We start from the raw sequence: 16,327 nt of genomic DNA on the forward strand, positions 1-16,327 counted from the left end.
ATAGCGTTTATTGTCAATATTTTTTACACCCTTTAAAGTGTCTAAATACTCAAGTAAAGCAATGGCATATTTTCTACTTAAGTCATATTCATTTTTAAGTTCTTGCACTCCTACACCTATTTTTAAAATAGGGCTTATGTTTTTTACAAATTCTTCAAGTGCTTGTGTGCTAATAAAATAATTATGTGCTAATCTTTTTACCTTATTTTGAGAACATAATTTCTTCATAATATCATCGCCACTTTTTCTATCTAAATTAAGCTCATCATAGATATTATAAGGAGCTTTTGGGGTTAGGCAATTTAATTCATCATATATTTTTTCTTCATTATTTTCTAATAATTTTTCTAATTTTTCGCCTTTTTTATAAAAAAGACCATTATTAAATTCTAAAAAATCTAAATCTTTTAAAGCCAAATCACACAAAAACTCATCAATTCCTAATGATTTTTCTAAGCTTTTTGCACTTTGTAATGAATAAGGGTTTTTAGTAAAAAGCTCTTTTATATTATTTTTTGTATCTTCTAGGGCTTTTTTTGCATATACACAAGCACCATTTAAATCTACTATCTCGCCTACTTCTTGAGCATATTCTAAGGCTTTTTGAGTGCTTAGATTAAATCTTTGCGGCGCACAAAAAAGCCCAAAACCTGAACTATGATTTTGATTTAATAAAGCAAAAGCACTTTTAAAATCTTTTTGCTCTAAAGCGTTTAATAATTCAATCATTTTTGATTTTTTAAGCGGCTCTGTAAGTGGATTTAACACCACTCCACCAGCAACAGCACGAGCATTTTTTAAGATTATAAAAGGCTCATTAAAACTTAGAGCAATTGGTTTTTTTAATACAAATTTTGCAAATCTATCGTATTGTAAAAATTTCGCTTCAATTTGCTTATTAGCAGCACAAAACAATACATTTTCATCATGCTTTAATTCACCTTCTAAAGTAGTATAAATCTCATTTGCACTTCTTAAATAACCCTTAGAATAAATGATATTTCCTACTTTTAAATTCCCTTTAAAGACAAAAGCAACCCTAGCAGGTGCTACTACGCTTTCTACATTTTTATGCTGAACTTCAATTGATTTTATTTGAATATTTTCTAATTCATCGCTTAAATAAGTTTTGCATTCTAATTTGCCACTTTTTAAAATACCCGTTGCTACAAGACCAATGCCTTTTACATTAAATACTCTATCAACATTGATTTTTAAAGCAAAATCTTCATAATTTGGAACTTTTAAACTCAATAAATATTTTTTAAGCTCATCTATGCCTAATTTGTTTTTAGCACTTACTAAAAATACTCTAATAGGCGTAAAATCAAGTTGCTTTAAAATCTCTTGCTTTTTAGCATCAATATCTTGGCATAAATCAATTTTATTTAAAACTAAAATTATATTTTTTACACCCATAATTTTTAAGATAAAAATATGCTCTAAGGTCTGTGCTTTTAGCCCTTCGTTAATATCTACAACAAGCATTGCGTATTCACTTTGAATACCACCTATCATTGTCTTAACCAAGCTTTCATGACCTGGCACATCAACAAATGAGATATGCTCTAAATGTGAAAAGCTCAAATCAATAGTAATCCCACGCTTTTGCTCTTCAGGTGTATTATCTCCATCAAAATCATTTAAAGCTTTAATTAATGAAGTTTTGCCGTGGTCAATATGACCTGCGGTTGAAATTATTAACATTTATAAAGTCCTTCCTTTCTCCATAGTGCGAAATTTTTTTCATATCCTATGCCGTAATCTTCGTAAAATTTAGGGCAATTAATAGCCATTTCTTGAGTTTTGTTTGGCTCATCGTGTGGATAAATATAGTATTTTTCTTTATCAGGATGATTATTATCTAAATATGTTGGTATTTGCAAGGCTTCATTGTTATTTACAAATTCTAAGGCTTTATTGATTGCTTTATAAGATGAATTTGATTTTTTAGAATTAGCTAGAAAAACTACACATTGAGAAAGTGTAATCCTTGCTTCAGGTAAGCCAATGTCCTTACATATTTGCAAACACGAATTAGCCATTACTAAAGCATTTGGATTTGCATTGCCTACATCTTCACTAGCAAATATACAAAGCCTTCTAGCAATGTATAAAATATCAATACCTGCATTTATCATTCTAGCAAGATATAAGATTGCTGCATTTACTTCACTTGCTCTTAAGCTTTTAATAAGAGCTGAAGTTAGTAAAAACTCATCTTCTTTATTGCTAATATAATTTGGTCTTAGTGTCTTTAGCTTTTCTAGGCTAATATTTTTAAAAACATTTGCGTATCTTAAAAGATTTAGCATTGCTCTTGCATCGTTTGAGCTTGATTTGATTAAATAATCTTTTATTTCTGTGCTTAAATTAGGTTGAGCTTGTTCTAAAATCTCTTTTAATTCATCATAACTTAATGGCATAAACTCAAAAAACAATAACCTAGAGCATAAAGCCTTATTTAGTGAATACAAAGGATTATGAGTGCTTGCAGCTAAAAAATAAAAATTATTTTCTTCTAAAGGTTTTAATAACACATCTTGAACGCCTTTATTTAAGCGATGAATTTCATCAATAAATACAACAGGCTTAAAAAGGCTATCTTTTTTAATAACTTTTCTAAGTTCTTCAACGCTAAAACTAGCACCATCAAACTCATAAAAATTAGTTTTTAATTCTTTTGCTATAAATCTTGCAAAAGTGGTCTTACCTACCCCGCTTGGACCATAGAAAACACTATGCGGAATTTCTTTTGCTTTTATAAACTCATCAAAAATTTCTCTTACTTTATCCTGCCCTACCATTACTATCCTTTAAGGGCATTGTAATGATTTATTTTAAAAACTTAGCAAAGCTTAAAGCAAAATTAATATATTTTCCAAATCCAAATTCTTTTAAAATAAACAATGATATTTCTTTTAAAATATCAGGTTTTACTTCTTTAACTTCTACTTCTTTTTTAGGCATAAATTTATTCACTAATTCACTTGCCTTGCTTACAATTACTTGAGTTTTTGTAGCTTTTCTAGGTTTTTTAAAAAGTGCAAAAATTGATTTTGCAAGTTTTTTAATAAACGAAAACATTTTCCAACCTTTATTGATAATAATTTTACAAATTATAATTATTTTTGATTAATAAAGTGATATTATTTTTCATAATCTTTATTGAAATTATTTTTAAATTCATTTTTAACTTTAATTTACTAAAATAAGCGTTTTTTTAATTAAGGAAAGTATATGCAAAATAAACTAAAAGAATATGCAAAATTAGTTGGCAACACGCCTTTAGTTGAAGTTGAATATTTATATAAAAATAAAAAATCAAAAAGCTATTTTAAACTAGAATATTTTAATCCAAGTGGCTCTATTAAAGATAGAATGGCATTAGAAATTATGCAAAATGCTGTTAAAAATAATGAATTTAAAGCTGGTATGAGTATAGCCGAAGCAACTAGTGGAAATACAGGTATAGCTTTTTCTGCTTTAGGTGCTTTTATAGGTGCTAGTGTTGAGATTTTTATGCCTTGCTGGATGAGTGAAGAGCGTAAGAAAATAATTAGAAGTTACGGAGCAAAATTAAGAGAAGTTAGTGCTTGTGAGGGTGGATTTAGTGGTAGTGTAAGACTTGCTGATGAGAGTGCAAAAAATGGCAATGTATTTTTACCTCATCAATTTGAAAACGAAAGCAATGTAAAAGCCCATGAAAAAACTGCAAATGAAATTCTAAACACTCTAAAAAAACACAACCTAAAGCCAGATTGCTTTGTAGCAGGAGTTGGAACAGGTGGGACTATAATGGGAATTGGCAAGGTATTAAGACCACTTGGAGTAAAAATATGCCCATTAGAGCCTGAAGGTTGCGCTAGTATGAGTAATCCTGGAGAAAATTCAGAGCATAGAATTCAAGGCATAGGAGATGGTTTTGTGCCTGATATTGTAAAGCTAAATGAATTAGATGATATCATCATAGTAAATGATATAGATAGCGTTATAATGGCACAAAAACTAGCTAAAATCGGACTTGGAGTTGGAATTTCTAGTGGAGCTAATTTCTTAGGTTGTATTAAGGCTAAGGAGCTTTTTGGAGATTGCGTAAGCGTTAGTGTATTTGCTGATGATAATAAAAAATATCTAAGCACTGATTTAATGCTAAATATGCAAGATGAAGAAAGATTTTTAAGCAATAAAATTGAATTAATCGGATTTAAAGTATTATAAGGAGAAGATATGAAAAAATTAATTTTACTAAGCATAATTTCAAGTATTGCAATGGCAGATTGCTCTTATAAAATCAATAAATTAGAGCGTGAATTAAGCTATGCAAAACAATATGGCAATTTTAATAGAGTTAGAGGTCTAGAAAACGCTTTAGCAAATGTAAGAGCACATTGTGGTGGCGGTAGTGTTTATAATAATGATTATTACACTAGAAAAAATGAGATTAAAGACACTATTGAAAGATTAGAAGATGAAGCTGAACGTAAGATTGATAGGATTGAAGACAAGCTTGATGAATTAAATGATATGAAAAATAGTATGAGTAAAGACGAATACAAAAGAAGAAAAGCAGAATTAAAAGCTGAAAAAAATCGTATAAAAGACGAATATAAAAGACAAAAACAAGCTTTAAAAAACTCTTATAAATATTAAAAAAGCCTAATTTTTTAGGCTTTAATTCTTCAATAATTGCTTAATCGCTAAAGATGATAATAAAAGCCCCATAGAAGCAGTCATTCCCATAAAAGACCCTAGCCCAACACACATTGGCTCTTCTTCACTATAAGCCATTTTAAATTTACCCTTAAATCTGCGTTTTTTAAGCTCAAGTCTAACGGCTTTTGCTAAAGCACACATTTTGGTCTTATCCCAATTTGCAACCTTTAATTTTAAAGGGTCAATTCTTTTTGCAGCCCCACCACTGCTAATAAAACTAATGCCTTTTTCATAAGCAATTTCAGCTATATCGCATTTAGCTTTAACATCATCAATACAATCAATTATTAAATCAAATTCTTTATCTTTTAAAAACTCTAAAAAACTTTCTTTAGTAATTAATAACTCATAGCAATTTGCCTTATAAAATTCAGCAAAAACGCTAGCCTTACTAAGTCCAATATTTTCAGAATGTAATTGTCTATTTTGATTACTAGCTTCAAAATAATCCTTATCAATCCCACTTACATTAATACCAACTCTAGCAAGTGAGCTAAAGCACATACCACCAACTCCGCCAAGCCCACAAATTAGCACTTTTTTTGAACTCAATTTATCATAATTATCTTGAAATAATAATCTAGCTCTTGCAAATCTCTCACTCATTTTCTAACCATTTCTTTACTTTTTTTAATTCTTTTTTAGCCGTTAGATTTAGCTTAATTGGAGTAATACTTGCATAACCTTGTCTTACATAATCAATATCATCATCTTTTGCTTTTACCTTGCTTAAATCATACAAGCTATCTAGCCAATAATACTCTAATCCTCTAGGGTTTTTACATATTTTACTTGAGAATTCATATCTCATTTTACCCATTTTACAAACTTTATAACCTTTATAATCACTCTCACAACTTGGATAATTTACATTTAAAAATCTTCTTTTTTTAAGTGGATTAAGCTTAAGTAATTTTAAGATTAATTTAACAGCAAGTTTACTTGAACGCTTAAAATCTATATCTTTTTCATAAAGTTGAGAAAAAGCAATCGCATTCACTCCACAAAGCACACTCTCCATACAAGCAGCCGCCGTGCCTGAATAGGTTATATCTTCAGCTAAGTTTGCTCCATTATTAATCCCACTTACTACTAAATCAGGTAATTTATCCTTAAAAATAGTGCAAAATGCAAGATTTACGCAATCACTTGGAGTGCCGTCTTTTAAGGCATAATAATTTTTCTTAATTTTTACAAAACTTAGTGGATGATTTAGTGTAAGCGAATGCGCACAAGCACTCTTATTGCTCCAAGGAGCAACTACAAAAACCTCTAAATCTTTAATCTTTTTAAGTCTTTTTCTAAGTGCTAGAAGACCTGGTGCATCATATCCATCATCATTGGTTAATAATATTCTCATTTTTACCTTTTCATATCAAAATCTATAAATAATTTTATTTTTTTATCATTATTAAATAATTCTAATCTATATCTCATAGTGCTTAATAAACAAGTGCTTACCACAAACTCACTTTCATAATCTCCGTTATCAAGTCTAATAAGCTCGGCATTTATAACACCCATATCCATATTAAGCCCATATAATTTAAGATTTAGATTATCGTATTTAGGTAAGCCTTTAATTATTAATTTAGTTTCTTCCATAAATCTTATCGGACGATTAATAATTTCAAAACTAATTTTTCTACCTTTGAAATCTTTTTCGCATACATCTTTATTAATAGAGCATTTAAGTGGAGTGTTTAAATAATTTTCATCAATTTTTTCATCATCACAAGCTATGAAAAATAAAGCTAAAAATATTAACACAACTCTCATTTTAAATTCCTTCTAATAGCAACCAAACTAAAGATTATTAGGATAATTACGCTAATTATTAGCCATAATGGACTTTCAAAATTGCTCTTTTCTCCTGCGTAAGAATGCTTACCTACTAAATAATAATTCACTCCAAAATAAGTCATTAAAATAACGCCAAATCCCCACATACTAAGCAGTGCGTATAATAGTTTTGATTTTAATTTTAAATGCACCAAAATTGCATATATTAATATACTTATTAAAGACCAAGTCTCTTTGCTATCCCAGCCCCAGTATCTTCCCCAAGACTCATTAGCCCAAATTCCGCCCAAAAAATTCCCACAAATTAATAATAATAAGCCTAAATGATTTGCTAAATATATTTGAATATTTGCCTTATCGTAAGGTTTTTTAAATATTACGCACGATAAATAAGAAAAGCTAATTAAAGCACTTAAGCCAAAAAATCCATAAGAAGCAGCAATTAAGCTTACATGAATACTAAGATAAGGAGAATTTAAAACAGGCATTAGATTTGTAATTTGTGGATTAATATCATTAAGATGTGCTGTAAATAATGTAGCAACGCTAAACAATAAACACAAGCTAAGTAATAGATTTTTTCTAAAAACAAGTCCAGCAAAAACAGAGCTTAAAGCAATATAAATTAAACTCTCATAAGTATTAGTAAGCGGAGTAAATCCTGCTACAAAACCCCTTAATCCAATGAGAATTAAATGGATTAAAAATAGTATTAAAGTAAGATAAAAAATAATTTTAGTATTTTTATTTATCACAAATAAAGAAAGTATAAAAAGCACTAAATAAGCAAAACACAAACTATAAAAAGCATCATATTTGCTTAAAAATATTTGAGTTTTAATCTGTGCTTGGCTAGGTAAAAAATCAAACTGATTTTGCAAGTTTTTAATCTTAGATAAAATCTCATTAGCCTTGCTATAATCATTAGTTTTTTTAGCAATTACTAAAGAGCTTAAATATTCATTAATTAGCTTTTGATTATCCAAGCTTATATTATTTGCAAATGGGCTTTGCAAGTGGTTTTCATCAGGAATTATCTTAAATAATTCTGCTGTAAAAATTAAATATAAAATATTCACACTCTCATCAACTCTAATCAAATCCTTATCATAATCATTAAAATTCGCTTCTCCTTTAGCATAGGTTTTTTTAATTTCATCTTTTAATTTATAGCTTGAACCATCGTAAAAATCACTAAATTTTGCTTGTTTTTCACAATTTAAAAATTCTCTTAATTTAGGATTTTTGACCCTAATTAATCTAGCTTCATTTACATAAGTAACATCGGTAATTAATCTAAATATTTCTTCACTTGCAGCGTTTTTATTAGGACAACCAATTTTATTGCATAGCTCTAGTGAAAAAGTATAAAATGGCAAAAATCTATCATTTAGATCTTGAATAATTAAAGAATTTAATTCATTTATATGAGAGTTAAAATCATTTGCTTTTAAATTTGGACTAAGAATTATTATAAAAACAACACTTAAAGCCTTAAAATATTTTCTAGTTTTTAGACTAAATAAATTTAAAAAACACCCAATAAATAATAAAGCATAGCCAATATAAGTAGGAGTTTTGCCTAAATCTTTATTAGCACTTAAAATCGTGCCTTTTAAATCTTCATCATAAGAATGCTGAAAATACCTAATACCTTTATAATCAAGCACTTTATTCATAGCTATTTTTACATCTATTTTTTGATTATTATCTAAGATTAATAACTCACTTTCATAATCTTTTGCACTCTTGCTACCTGCGTGGGTTATTAAATTAAATCGTTTTAGATAAATATCAAAATCAAGCTTTAAGCTCTCTTGCTTCCAAGAAATATCATAATCATTTATCTTAATATTATCGTTTAATGCAAGGATTAGTTTTTCTTTTGAAATTCCTGATTCAAATTCCACTCTAATCGCTTGTAAATTACCCCCGCTCATACTAAGTGCGTCTTTTGAATGAACTAAATAATTTAAAGCCGAAAAAGAAAACTCATCTAGCAAATATATACCATCTTTTAATTTAAAATCACTACTTAAAATTTGATTTAAGAATTTCATTTCTTGATTAGTGTTTATATAAAACTCATTATCTTTTATATAAAAATTAACATAATTAGTGCTTGTTTTGTTAAAGCAAAAATCAATATTAGCAACACTAACGCATTCATTATAATTAATCTCAACATCACTATATCCATTATCAAAATTAAATCTTAATTTTAAATAACTAGGGTCGTTTAAATCATCACTTTTTACCTTAGTAATCCCTGCTTCATTGCTAAAATCAACAAACCTTAAACTTGCATTATCAAGTTTTATAATCTCATTTAAATTACTAGTTTTACTGATTTTATCATTGTGTTTTAAGACTAATTCAGTTTTTGTGCTTTTTATCTCATTTGCTTTATTATCAACCCTTAAATGAATAATGCCTTCAAAACCAAAAAAATGAGTTAAAACAGCACCAATAAATATAAAAATAAAAGAAATGTGAATTAAAAATAATGAAATATTTTTATAAAGTTTGTATTTAAAAATCGCATAAATCACACTTAAAAACAATAAAACCATAATCAAGTGAAAATACCAAGCATTATAAACTAAACTCATAGCATAACTTGTGCCTTTTGCACTCTCAATAAATGTAGCAACCCCACAAAAAATAGCAAAAATTAGCATATAAACTAAAGAAATCTTTAAATTTAAAAATTTATTTAAAAACATTATTATTAAAACTACTTTCTTTTAAAATCATTCTTAATTGATAAAATTTATTATCTAAACTTAAAGCTATATTTTATAATAAAAGCCTTAAAAAATAAGAAAATTAATTAAAATTATTTAATACATTTTTTCTCCTTTTTGAATTATTTAAATTATATTTTATTTTTTATATTTTTTTAAGAAAGCTTTAAATGAAATTGGATTACACTTCATTGTTGTAATTTTAATTTTAAGGAGAAAGCTATGAAACGCTTGTTAGCACTAGGTAGTGCCTGTATTATGTTATATGCTAATAATATAACACCTCAAGCTGATGGTATCGAGCCTAGAACTCTTCACGATTATGTAAATCAAGAAACTGATTTTATAGAGTTCTTAAAAGACCGCCATCCTATGTTTAAATACGAAAAGGAAGGAAATTTAGTTGGAAAATATTCTATTTCTAATCGCCAAGAAGAATTCGTAGAATTCGGTGGGCATGGAAATTATGAAAAAGACACAGGTCGTTCTGCGTCAATTACATATCGTCTAGGTATGGAAAGTATTTTAGATTATCCAAATAAATTCGTAGGACCTAAAAAATGTGGTGAATGTCACCCTGCTCAATATGAAGCTTGGAATCGCTCACGCCACTCAAAAGTTATTCGTTTTCCTGATGAATTAGAAGAAGCTGGAGGAGACCCTAAAAAGCCTATGTATGGAAGCAGCGAAGCTACAATTTTACCAAAAGGTGTTGAAGCTGATGATGTATTTGTAATCGTAGGAACTCCTAGAACAAAATATGGTTTTATTGATAAATGGTTAGTTCGTGGAACTTATCACATTGAAGATGGAAAATTAGCTGATGGAACAGGTAAAATGGTTGCTGGAGGTAATCAATTCTCACGCCTTTGGGTTGAATCACTTACACCTGAAGTTGCGAAAAAAATCGCTGAATTCTCACCTGGCTTTCCTACAAAATTAGAAGATTTTGGCAAACAAACTTCAAGCGTTTGGGGAATAAACTCTTATGGTTCTACTTATAAAGAAAAAATGATGTTTCAACCTGCATCTGCATATTGTGAAGTATGCCATAGCTTTAAATTTGACTTTAAATCTAAAGAAGAATTCTTAGCAGCAATTGGAAATAAAGACGAGCTTAGAAAACACGCAATTTCTAAAGGAATTAGCTGTGAAGAATGTCACGGAGCTGGAGCTCACCTTTATGGAGCAAGGGGCGCTGGTATGCCAAGTAATTGTGAAAGATGCCATCAAAGATTTGCTTATGATAGCGAAGATGCGAAGATTGACCCAAGAAAGCCATTTAATAGTTACTTTAAATCAGCGTGTCCATCTTGTGGAACTGAAGGCTCACAAATGTATAATACTATGCACTATGATAAAGGTATGAGATGTTCAACTTGCCACGACCCACACGAAGTTACTGCAAATGATTGGAAAGACCCTTATACAAAAGTAGGACTTAAAAAAACTTGTAGTGATTGTCACGAAACTCAAGCTGAAATGTTTAAATACGGCGGAGCACACGCTAAAGATAATTGCACAGGCTGTCATATGCCAAATATGATGAGTTGTGAAAACTTTGCAAGCGTTCAAAACCCTGATAAAGGTGGATTTGACAATGTTCGTGCAAGTCATATATGGAAAATCTATGTAGATAAAGACGCAAAAACTCTAAACCCACCAGAAGGAAAACCAAGAGACCCACAAACAACTAAAGGTTGGACAATTGCTAGAAAAGATGGCAAATTCTTTGTGGATTTAATGTGGAGTTGCGGAAGAACTAGCTGGAGTGATGTAAATCTAGTAGGACCTGGGGCAAGTGGATGCCATAGTGCTGTGCAATCAACTTTACCAAAAGAATTACACTTCACAGACCAAGAGCAAATCTATGATAAAGTTATGGAATGGCAATTACCTGTTAAAGAAGGCTTTAAAAAACTAGAACTTGCAATTCGCAAGATTGATAGAGAACAAGCAAAAATGGATAATCTAAGCACAAAAACTAAATCAGAAATTATCCTACTTACAAAAGAAGCAAGAGCAATTTATGAAAAAATTGAAAAAGATGGAAGCTGGGGCGTTCATGGTCCAAAATATGCTCTAAAACTAATAAATGAAGCATTAGTTTATGTAGCACAAGCTCAAGATTTATTAGATGGTAAGAAATAATAAAAGGTTAGGAAAAATCCTAACCTTAGTGAAAGGATAAAATATGTTGCTAAGACTTATTTTTGCCATCTTTTTAAGCTTTAACCTTTTTGCATCGGAAGGCGATTTTGCAGTAGTTGAAGGAGTAATTCCTATATCTATGGCTGATGTAGAAAAAGAATTAGGTAAAAAAGATGTATATATATTTGACGCAAATACAAAAGAAGAAAGAATAAAATACGGCTATTTAAAAGGCTCTATTTTTATTAATACACCTGAATGGGTAAGTTTATTACCTAGCAATAAAGACGCTAAGATTATTTTTTATTGCTTAAATAGAATGTGCTATGCAAGTAGCGATGCTGCATTAAAAGCACAAAAACTAGGATATACAAATGTTCGTGTAATGCTAGATGGAATTGAAAGCTGGATTCTTAGTGCAAGACCTATTGAAAAAGGCGGCATAAAACCACTTGTAAAAAGCCATGATATTAATAGTTGGCACAAAGGAAATGAAGTAAGTAGTTTTAAAGATGAATTACATAAGAATTTAAGATTTGGTAACCTTCCTGCTTGTAGAGATTGTCATGGTGCTAGTGGAATTATCAATGATTTAGCAAACGACAAAGACAATGTAAATGCAAACTGCACTAGTTGTCATAAAGAAGTTAAGGCTGAATTTAGCGGAAGTGTGCATGATAAATTCACAAATCCAAGAGAAAAATCTCCATCATGTTCGGATTGCCATAATGTGCATGATAAACAACAATTAACCTCTTTAGCTGTTAAAAAACTAAGCGATGTAAAATGTGGAAGTTGCCATGAAAAAGAGCAAAAACACTATCACGAAACTTTCCACGGAAAGGCTATGGTTTTAGCAAAAGATGGTGAAAGCAAAAAAATAGCTGCTTGTTTTGATTGTCACGGGGCTCATAACATTCATAAACCAAAAGATGAAAAATCAACTTTATATGGTGAAACTAGAATAAAAACTTGTGAAAAATGCCACGAAGGAGCTAATGATAACTTTAGTGATTTTATAGCTCATGCTGACCATACTGATAAAGAGAATTTCCCTTTACTTTATTGGGCTTATGTGTTTATGACAGGACTTGTAATATCAGTATTTGCATTCTTTGGCTTACACACATTCTTGTGGAGTATAAAACTAATTTATATGAGTATTAAATATAAAGATGAGTGGCGTGCAGCAAAAGAAAAAATGCATAATGACAAGGTAAATATTAAACGCTTTAGCACCTTGCATAGAATTCAGCATTTCTTTGTAGCTTCAAGCTTTTTAGGATTAAGTTTTTCTGGCTTACCGCAAAAATTCTATACCGCTCCTTGGGCTCAAACTATGATTGATTTAATGGGCGGAATTGTAATGGCTACTAAAATACACCATTTTAGTGCGTTTATTATGATTGCAGTATTCTTAAGCCACATTGCTGAAGTAGTTTATAATTCTTGGACTAAGCGTGATGCTATTCGTGATAATAATGGAAAGCTAAGCTTTAAATTATTCTTAGCAAAATTATTTGGACCTGATAGTTTAATGCCTAGAATGCAAGATTTAAGAGATGTTGTAGCTCATTTTAAATGGTTTATTGGAAAAGGCGAAAGACCTAAGTTTGATAGATTTACTTACTGGGAAAAATTTGATTATATAGCAGTATTTTGGGGTATGTTTATCATTGGCTTTAGTGGTTTAGTATTGTGGTTTCCGGTTGAATTTACGAAGATTTTACCTGGCTTCATGCTAAATCTTGCAACGCTTGTGCATTCTGATGAAGCACTTTTAGCTACAGGATTTATTTTTGCGGTGCATTTTTTCAATACTCACTTTAGAGCTGATAGATTCCCTATGGATATGGTTATTTTTAGTGGAGAACTAACCGAAGAAGAGTTAAAGCACGATAGACCTGAATGGTATGCAAGGCTTAAAGCTAGTGGAAAATTAGACGAACTTAAAAATGAGAGCAATTCTTTTGCTAAGTATTTTTATTTTGCAAGAGTTGTTGGATTTTTAATGTTATTTACTGGACTAATTTTTCTGTTCTTGATAATTTATGCCTTTGCTGATATGTTGATAGGATAAGAGTATGAAAAATAAAGATACTAATATGATTTTAAGTTTTACGGCATCAAGTTTAATTGCCGCAGCACTAATTCTTAGTGCTTGCGGCAATGAAGCTAAAGAGCCTGAAGCTGTGGTTAAAGACTTTGTGCTTTTATGTGAAGCTGGGAAAATGAATGATGCTGCTAAATTACTTGCTAGTAAAAATAATGTGGATTATTTTAAGAAGTTTCAAGATAAAGGTAAGGATATGATTTTTATAGATTATGATTATAAAGGTAATGATGATACTATAGAAATGAACTTTACTAAAAAGAACAAAAGTAGCGAAATAGCTGTGGTGCAAGTAGATACAAACTATAAAATCCAGCAACATAAATTCAGTAAAGATGTGATTTTGCACAACGAAAATGGCGAGTGGAAAATCTATGAATACCCAAGCTTATATCCTGTAAAGGTCAAATAAGTCTAGTTAACTAGACTTATTTAAATTCTTTTTAATTGCTTTTAAAATTACTTGAAAAAATGAAAATATCAAAATAAAAATATCAAAAAAACAATCATTTATATTATCAATGCCTAAGATAAAAGATATTGCTAAAGATAGCAAAAATAAAATTGATAGAATTTGATTTAGCAAATACGAAATTATAAAAATTACAAAAATTATTAAATAATTTAAAAAACCATTTTCATAATAAATATCAAAAGCAATAATATTTAAAAATGATAGAAAAAATAAAAGATTGATAACAAAAATATAAACATAAGCCCTAAAATCAAGCAATTTGCCTTGATTAAAAATTATTAATAGCAAAATTAAAACACTAAAAATACTAAGATTAGAAAATATACTATAAGTATAATCATTCAAACTCAAACCATTAAATATAGATATATTTGTCAAAAAAATTATCGCTAAATATATAAAAATTTTCTTCTTAATTGTAAGTTTTTGAAAAATACTTGCAAAAATTGATAAATAAAGTAAAGTATAAATAAAGTGCATTTTTAATCCTTTTTGTTAAATAAAAATTGTTTGTATTGAATAAAATCACGATTATGTGTGTATGTGATATGAGCTTTATTATCGCTAATAAATACACTTGCATAGCTCATTTCTTTACCTTTATCAATATCTAAAATCCTATGAAAATCATTATAATCTTTCATAATAGCAAGGCTTAAAGTATTTCTTGAGCCATCTTTATCGCTATTAAAAAGCAAGAAAATATCATTATTTACTTTGAATAAATTAATAGAATTATCATAATTTTTTAGATTTGTTTTTGTTAAATCATTGCAGTTTAAAAGATTATCACAAGTCATAGTATAAAAATCATAATTAGCACTTTTGCTAGACCTAAAAGCAAATAAAGCTAGTTTATCATTAATAGCAACGACACTTGGCTGAAATAAATCTTTAGCATTAGTGAGTTTTTTGATTTTTAAAAGTTCGCCTGAATTATTAAATACTAAAGCTAAGGGATATTTATTGGCTAATTCGTGATAAATTGGGAGTAAAAAGCCAAATTCTTTACCTAAATTAACATAAATAGCATTAGCTCTTACAAGATTACTAATATTTGCAAAAGGGCTTAAATGAAGGACTTTTTGGAATTTAAAATCAATAGTATCAATACTGCTAATATAATGATATATTTTGCTATTTGCCCAGCCGCCAAAACTAACTCCTACAACAAATAAATGGATTTTATTATCTGTTTTGACTAAGGTTGGATTTCCGATTTTTTTAATATATTCTTTGCTATCTTTCATAAGCTTTTCTCTAGTAATTAATGCAAAAGGCTCTAAATAATTTGTGCCTTGATAAATACTCGCATAAATTGCTACATCTTTTGCACCTTCTTTAGAACCTGCAAAAAATACGCTAAGCAAATAATCATTATTAAGAGATATTGTGCTTGAAGAATGTGCTGATAATACACCTTGTTTCATTGGTATAGAAATGCTTTTTAATTCTTGGATTGTTTGGGTTTTGTGGTTGGTTGGTTTGGTTAAATAAGTAAAATTTATATCTTTGTTATTTAATAAATACCCCCCCCCATAAAAATAAACTAAATAAAAATAATGTGAGTTTTTTCATCTTTGTCCTTTGTGGTTTTTTAAATCATAACTAACATTTATAAATTAATAATTTTGAAGTTTTATTTTTTCTGAAATTAAATCATTGAACCATTCAATATTTTTTTGTATATCTACTTTTCCATTTGTTATTTTTGCAATTAATTCATAATTTTTAGTGTTATCATAAACCAAAATCTCATCACACAACGGCATAATTTTTAAAAGATTTTGCATACTTTCGTAATATCTTTTATCTATTAAATGTGGTTCTATATCATGTCCACCTTTACTAACTCGTATTTTTACACGCTCTTTTGCTGTTTGTGGGCTATCAAGCCCTACAAAGCGTAAATTTATTTTGTAATTATTCTCTTTTAATTCATCAAATAGATTTAATATAGATTTTCCACAAAGTGTAGTTTCTTGATTGAAATTAAGTTTATCATCTATATAAACTTTACGCATTGTTATAGCTATTCTTGAAGCACGAACTTGAGTTTGTCTATCTCTATAGTCTCCAATACTTTGAGCTATTTCATCTACATTTATACGATAGCCTAAATTTATTCCTTTTTCTAGTGTTAAAAAATATAAAGTGGTTTTTCCTGCACCATTTACACCAGCAAAAATAGTAACTATAGGTTGATTTATCATAAATTTTCCTTATATAGATTTTAAGTAATTATAATAAAAATTAAATAATTTTATTAATATAAAAACTAAAAATATTTTATATTTATTTATAGCTTTTTATAGATTTTTA

General features: G+C 28.9%; 14 protein-coding genes and 1 pseudogene. 5 read left to right on the forward strand and 10 right to left on the reverse strand.

Annotated features, from left to right (window positions below):
- Positions 1 to 9 precede the first annotated feature (9 nt).
- From selB to AVBRAN9333_RS03625, 3 genes and pseudogenes are all read right to left on the reverse strand, one after another.
- A pseudogene (gene selB / locus AVBRAN9333_RS03615) lies at positions 10 to 1,707 on the reverse strand (selenocysteine-specific translation elongation factor); the annotation flags it as partial.
- Positions 1,701 to 2,807: an AAA family ATPase gene (locus AVBRAN9333_RS03620; protein ID WP_336609442.1), complete on the reverse strand. Its 1,107-nt coding sequence runs from the start codon at positions 2,805 to 2,807 to the stop codon at positions 1,701 to 1,703. The pseudogene selB and the gene AVBRAN9333_RS03620, both read right to left, overlap by 7 nt.
- 28 nt (positions 2,808 to 2,835) lie before the next feature.
- Positions 2,836 to 3,087 carry a hypothetical protein gene (locus tag AVBRAN9333_RS03625; RefSeq protein ID WP_214117457.1) on the reverse strand — a complete coding sequence of 84 codons (252 nt, stop codon included), beginning with the start codon at positions 3,085 to 3,087 and terminating at the stop codon, positions 2,836 to 2,838.
- 153 nt (positions 3,088 to 3,240) lie between these two features.
- Here AVBRAN9333_RS03625 and AVBRAN9333_RS03630 point away from each other — a divergent pair, with 153 nt between their 5' ends.
- Both AVBRAN9333_RS03630 and AVBRAN9333_RS03635 read left to right on the forward strand, forming a co-directional pair.
- Positions 3,241 to 4,221: a PLP-dependent cysteine synthase family protein gene (locus AVBRAN9333_RS03630; RefSeq protein ID WP_214119760.1), complete on the forward strand. Its 981-nt coding sequence runs from the start codon at positions 3,241 to 3,243 to the stop codon at positions 4,219 to 4,221.
- Between the two features lie 9 nt (positions 4,222 to 4,230).
- Positions 4,231 to 4,653 carry a DUF1090 family protein gene (locus AVBRAN9333_RS03635; protein WP_214117459.1) on the forward strand — a complete coding sequence of 141 codons (423 nt, stop codon included), beginning with the start codon at positions 4,231 to 4,233 and terminating at the stop codon, positions 4,651 to 4,653.
- 21 nt (positions 4,654 to 4,674) lie between these two features.
- Here the strand turns inward: AVBRAN9333_RS03635 and AVBRAN9333_RS03640 are convergent, their stop codons facing one another.
- Genes AVBRAN9333_RS03640 through AVBRAN9333_RS03655 form a run of 4 tightly spaced genes read right to left on the reverse strand, consistent with a single transcriptional unit; the run spans position 4,675 to position 9,245 of the window.
- Complete coding sequence (locus AVBRAN9333_RS03640; protein ID WP_214117460.1) at positions 4,675 to 5,322, reverse strand: tRNA threonylcarbamoyladenosine dehydratase; 648 nt, start codon at positions 5,320 to 5,322, stop codon at positions 4,675 to 4,677.
- A complete protein-coding gene (surE, locus tag AVBRAN9333_RS03645; protein WP_214117461.1) occupies positions 5,315 to 6,076 on the reverse strand; it encodes a 5'/3'-nucleotidase SurE in 762 nt (253 codons plus the stop codon). Before surE ends, AVBRAN9333_RS03640 begins: the two co-directional genes overlap by 8 nt.
- A 2-nt stretch (positions 6,077 to 6,078) precedes the next feature.
- Positions 6,079 to 6,495, reverse strand: a complete 417-nt coding sequence (locus AVBRAN9333_RS03650) for a hypothetical protein (RefSeq protein WP_239803326.1) — start codon at positions 6,493 to 6,495, stop codon at positions 6,079 to 6,081.
- The gene (locus AVBRAN9333_RS03655) at positions 6,492 to 9,245 is read right to left on the reverse strand and encodes a cytochrome c biogenesis protein (RefSeq protein ID WP_336608509.1); all 2,754 of its coding nucleotides are present in this window, start codon (positions 9,243 to 9,245) and stop codon (positions 6,492 to 6,494) included. The genes AVBRAN9333_RS03650 and AVBRAN9333_RS03655 overlap by 4 nt, the downstream gene beginning before the upstream one ends.
- 243 nt (positions 9,246 to 9,488) lie before the next feature.
- Here AVBRAN9333_RS03655 and AVBRAN9333_RS03660 point away from each other — a divergent pair, with 243 nt between their 5' ends.
- The 3 genes from AVBRAN9333_RS03660 to AVBRAN9333_RS03670 are packed head-to-tail and all read left to right on the forward strand — an operon-like array spanning position 9,489 to position 13,942.
- Positions 9,489 to 11,417, forward strand: a complete 1,929-nt coding sequence (locus AVBRAN9333_RS03660; RefSeq protein ID WP_214117464.1) for a multiheme c-type cytochrome — start codon at positions 9,489 to 9,491, stop codon at positions 11,415 to 11,417.
- A gap of 43 nt (positions 11,418 to 11,460) precedes the next feature.
- On the forward strand, positions 11,461 to 13,497 hold the full coding sequence (locus AVBRAN9333_RS03665) for a rhodanese-like domain-containing protein (RefSeq protein ID WP_336609443.1): 2,037 nt from the start codon (positions 11,461 to 11,463) through the stop codon (positions 13,495 to 13,497).
- Between the two features lie 4 nt (positions 13,498 to 13,501).
- Positions 13,502 to 13,942 (forward strand): hypothetical protein, encoded by a 441-nt coding sequence (locus tag AVBRAN9333_RS03670; RefSeq protein WP_336609444.1) that lies wholly within the window; start codon positions 13,502 to 13,504, stop codon positions 13,940 to 13,942.
- Positions 13,943 to 13,948: 6 nt separating this feature from the next.
- Here the strand turns inward: AVBRAN9333_RS03670 and AVBRAN9333_RS03675 are convergent, their stop codons facing one another.
- From AVBRAN9333_RS03675 to AVBRAN9333_RS03685, 3 genes are all read right to left on the reverse strand, one after another.
- Complete coding sequence (locus AVBRAN9333_RS03675; RefSeq protein WP_239803324.1) at positions 13,949 to 14,485, reverse strand: hypothetical protein; 537 nt, start codon at positions 14,483 to 14,485, stop codon at positions 13,949 to 13,951.
- 2 nt (positions 14,486 to 14,487) lie between these two features.
- Positions 14,488 to 15,435, reverse strand: coding sequence for a sialidase family protein (locus tag AVBRAN9333_RS03680; RefSeq protein WP_336609445.1), 948 nt, complete (start codon positions 15,433 to 15,435; stop codon positions 14,488 to 14,490).
- Positions 15,436 to 15,627: 192 nt separating this feature from the next.
- On the reverse strand, positions 15,628 to 16,218 hold the full coding sequence (locus AVBRAN9333_RS03685; protein ID WP_214117469.1) for a zeta toxin family protein: 591 nt from the start codon (positions 16,216 to 16,218) through the stop codon (positions 15,628 to 15,630).
- Between the last annotated feature and the right edge of the window lie 109 nt (positions 16,219 to 16,327).

Origin of the sequence: Campylobacter sp. RM9333, assembly GCF_020137705.1 — a bacterium.
Classification (GTDB): domain Bacteria; phylum Campylobacterota; class Campylobacteria; order Campylobacterales; family Campylobacteraceae; genus Campylobacter_E.

Bases quoted from the DNA above. Each gene is read 5' to 3' on its own strand.
- AVBRAN9333_RS03660 (WP_214117464.1), top strand. From the start codon at position 9,489: ATGAAACGCTTGTTAGCACTAGGTAGTGCCTGTATTATGTTATATGCT.
- AVBRAN9333_RS03665 (WP_336609443.1), top strand. From the start codon at position 11,461: ATGTTGCTAAGACTTATTTTTGCCATCTTTTTAAGCTTTAACCTTTTT.
- AVBRAN9333_RS03620 (WP_336609442.1), bottom strand. From the start codon at position 2,807: ATGGTAGGGCAGGATAAAGTAAGAGAAATTTTTGATGAGTTTATAAAA.
- AVBRAN9333_RS03675 (WP_239803324.1), bottom strand. From the start codon at position 14,485: ATGCACTTTATTTATACTTTACTTTATTTATCAATTTTTGCAAGTATT.
- AVBRAN9333_RS03635 (WP_214117459.1), top strand. From the start codon at position 4,231: ATGAAAAAATTAATTTTACTAAGCATAATTTCAAGTATTGCAATGGCA.
- AVBRAN9333_RS03625 (WP_214117457.1), bottom strand. From the start codon at position 3,087: ATGTTTTCGTTTATTAAAAAACTTGCAAAATCAATTTTTGCACTTTTT.
- AVBRAN9333_RS03640 (WP_214117460.1), bottom strand. From the start codon at position 5,322: ATGAGTGAGAGATTTGCAAGAGCTAGATTATTATTTCAAGATAATTAT.
- AVBRAN9333_RS03680 (WP_336609445.1), bottom strand. From the start codon at position 15,435: ATGAAACAAGGTGTATTATCAGCACATTCTTCAAGCACAATATCTCTT.
- surE (WP_214117461.1), bottom strand. From the start codon at position 6,076: ATGAGAATATTATTAACCAATGATGATGGATATGATGCACCAGGTCTT.
- AVBRAN9333_RS03655 (WP_336608509.1), bottom strand. From the start codon at position 9,245: ATGTTTTTAAATAAATTTTTAAATTTAAAGATTTCTTTAGTTTATATG.
- AVBRAN9333_RS03650 (WP_239803326.1), bottom strand. From the start codon at position 6,495: ATGAGAGTTGTGTTAATATTTTTAGCTTTATTTTTCATAGCTTGTGAT.
- AVBRAN9333_RS03685 (WP_214117469.1), bottom strand. From the start codon at position 16,218: ATGATAAATCAACCTATAGTTACTATTTTTGCTGGTGTAAATGGTGCA.
- AVBRAN9333_RS03630 (WP_214119760.1), top strand. From the start codon at position 3,241: ATGCAAAATAAACTAAAAGAATATGCAAAATTAGTTGGCAACACGCCT.
- AVBRAN9333_RS03670 (WP_336609444.1), top strand. From the start codon at position 13,502: ATGAAAAATAAAGATACTAATATGATTTTAAGTTTTACGGCATCAAGT.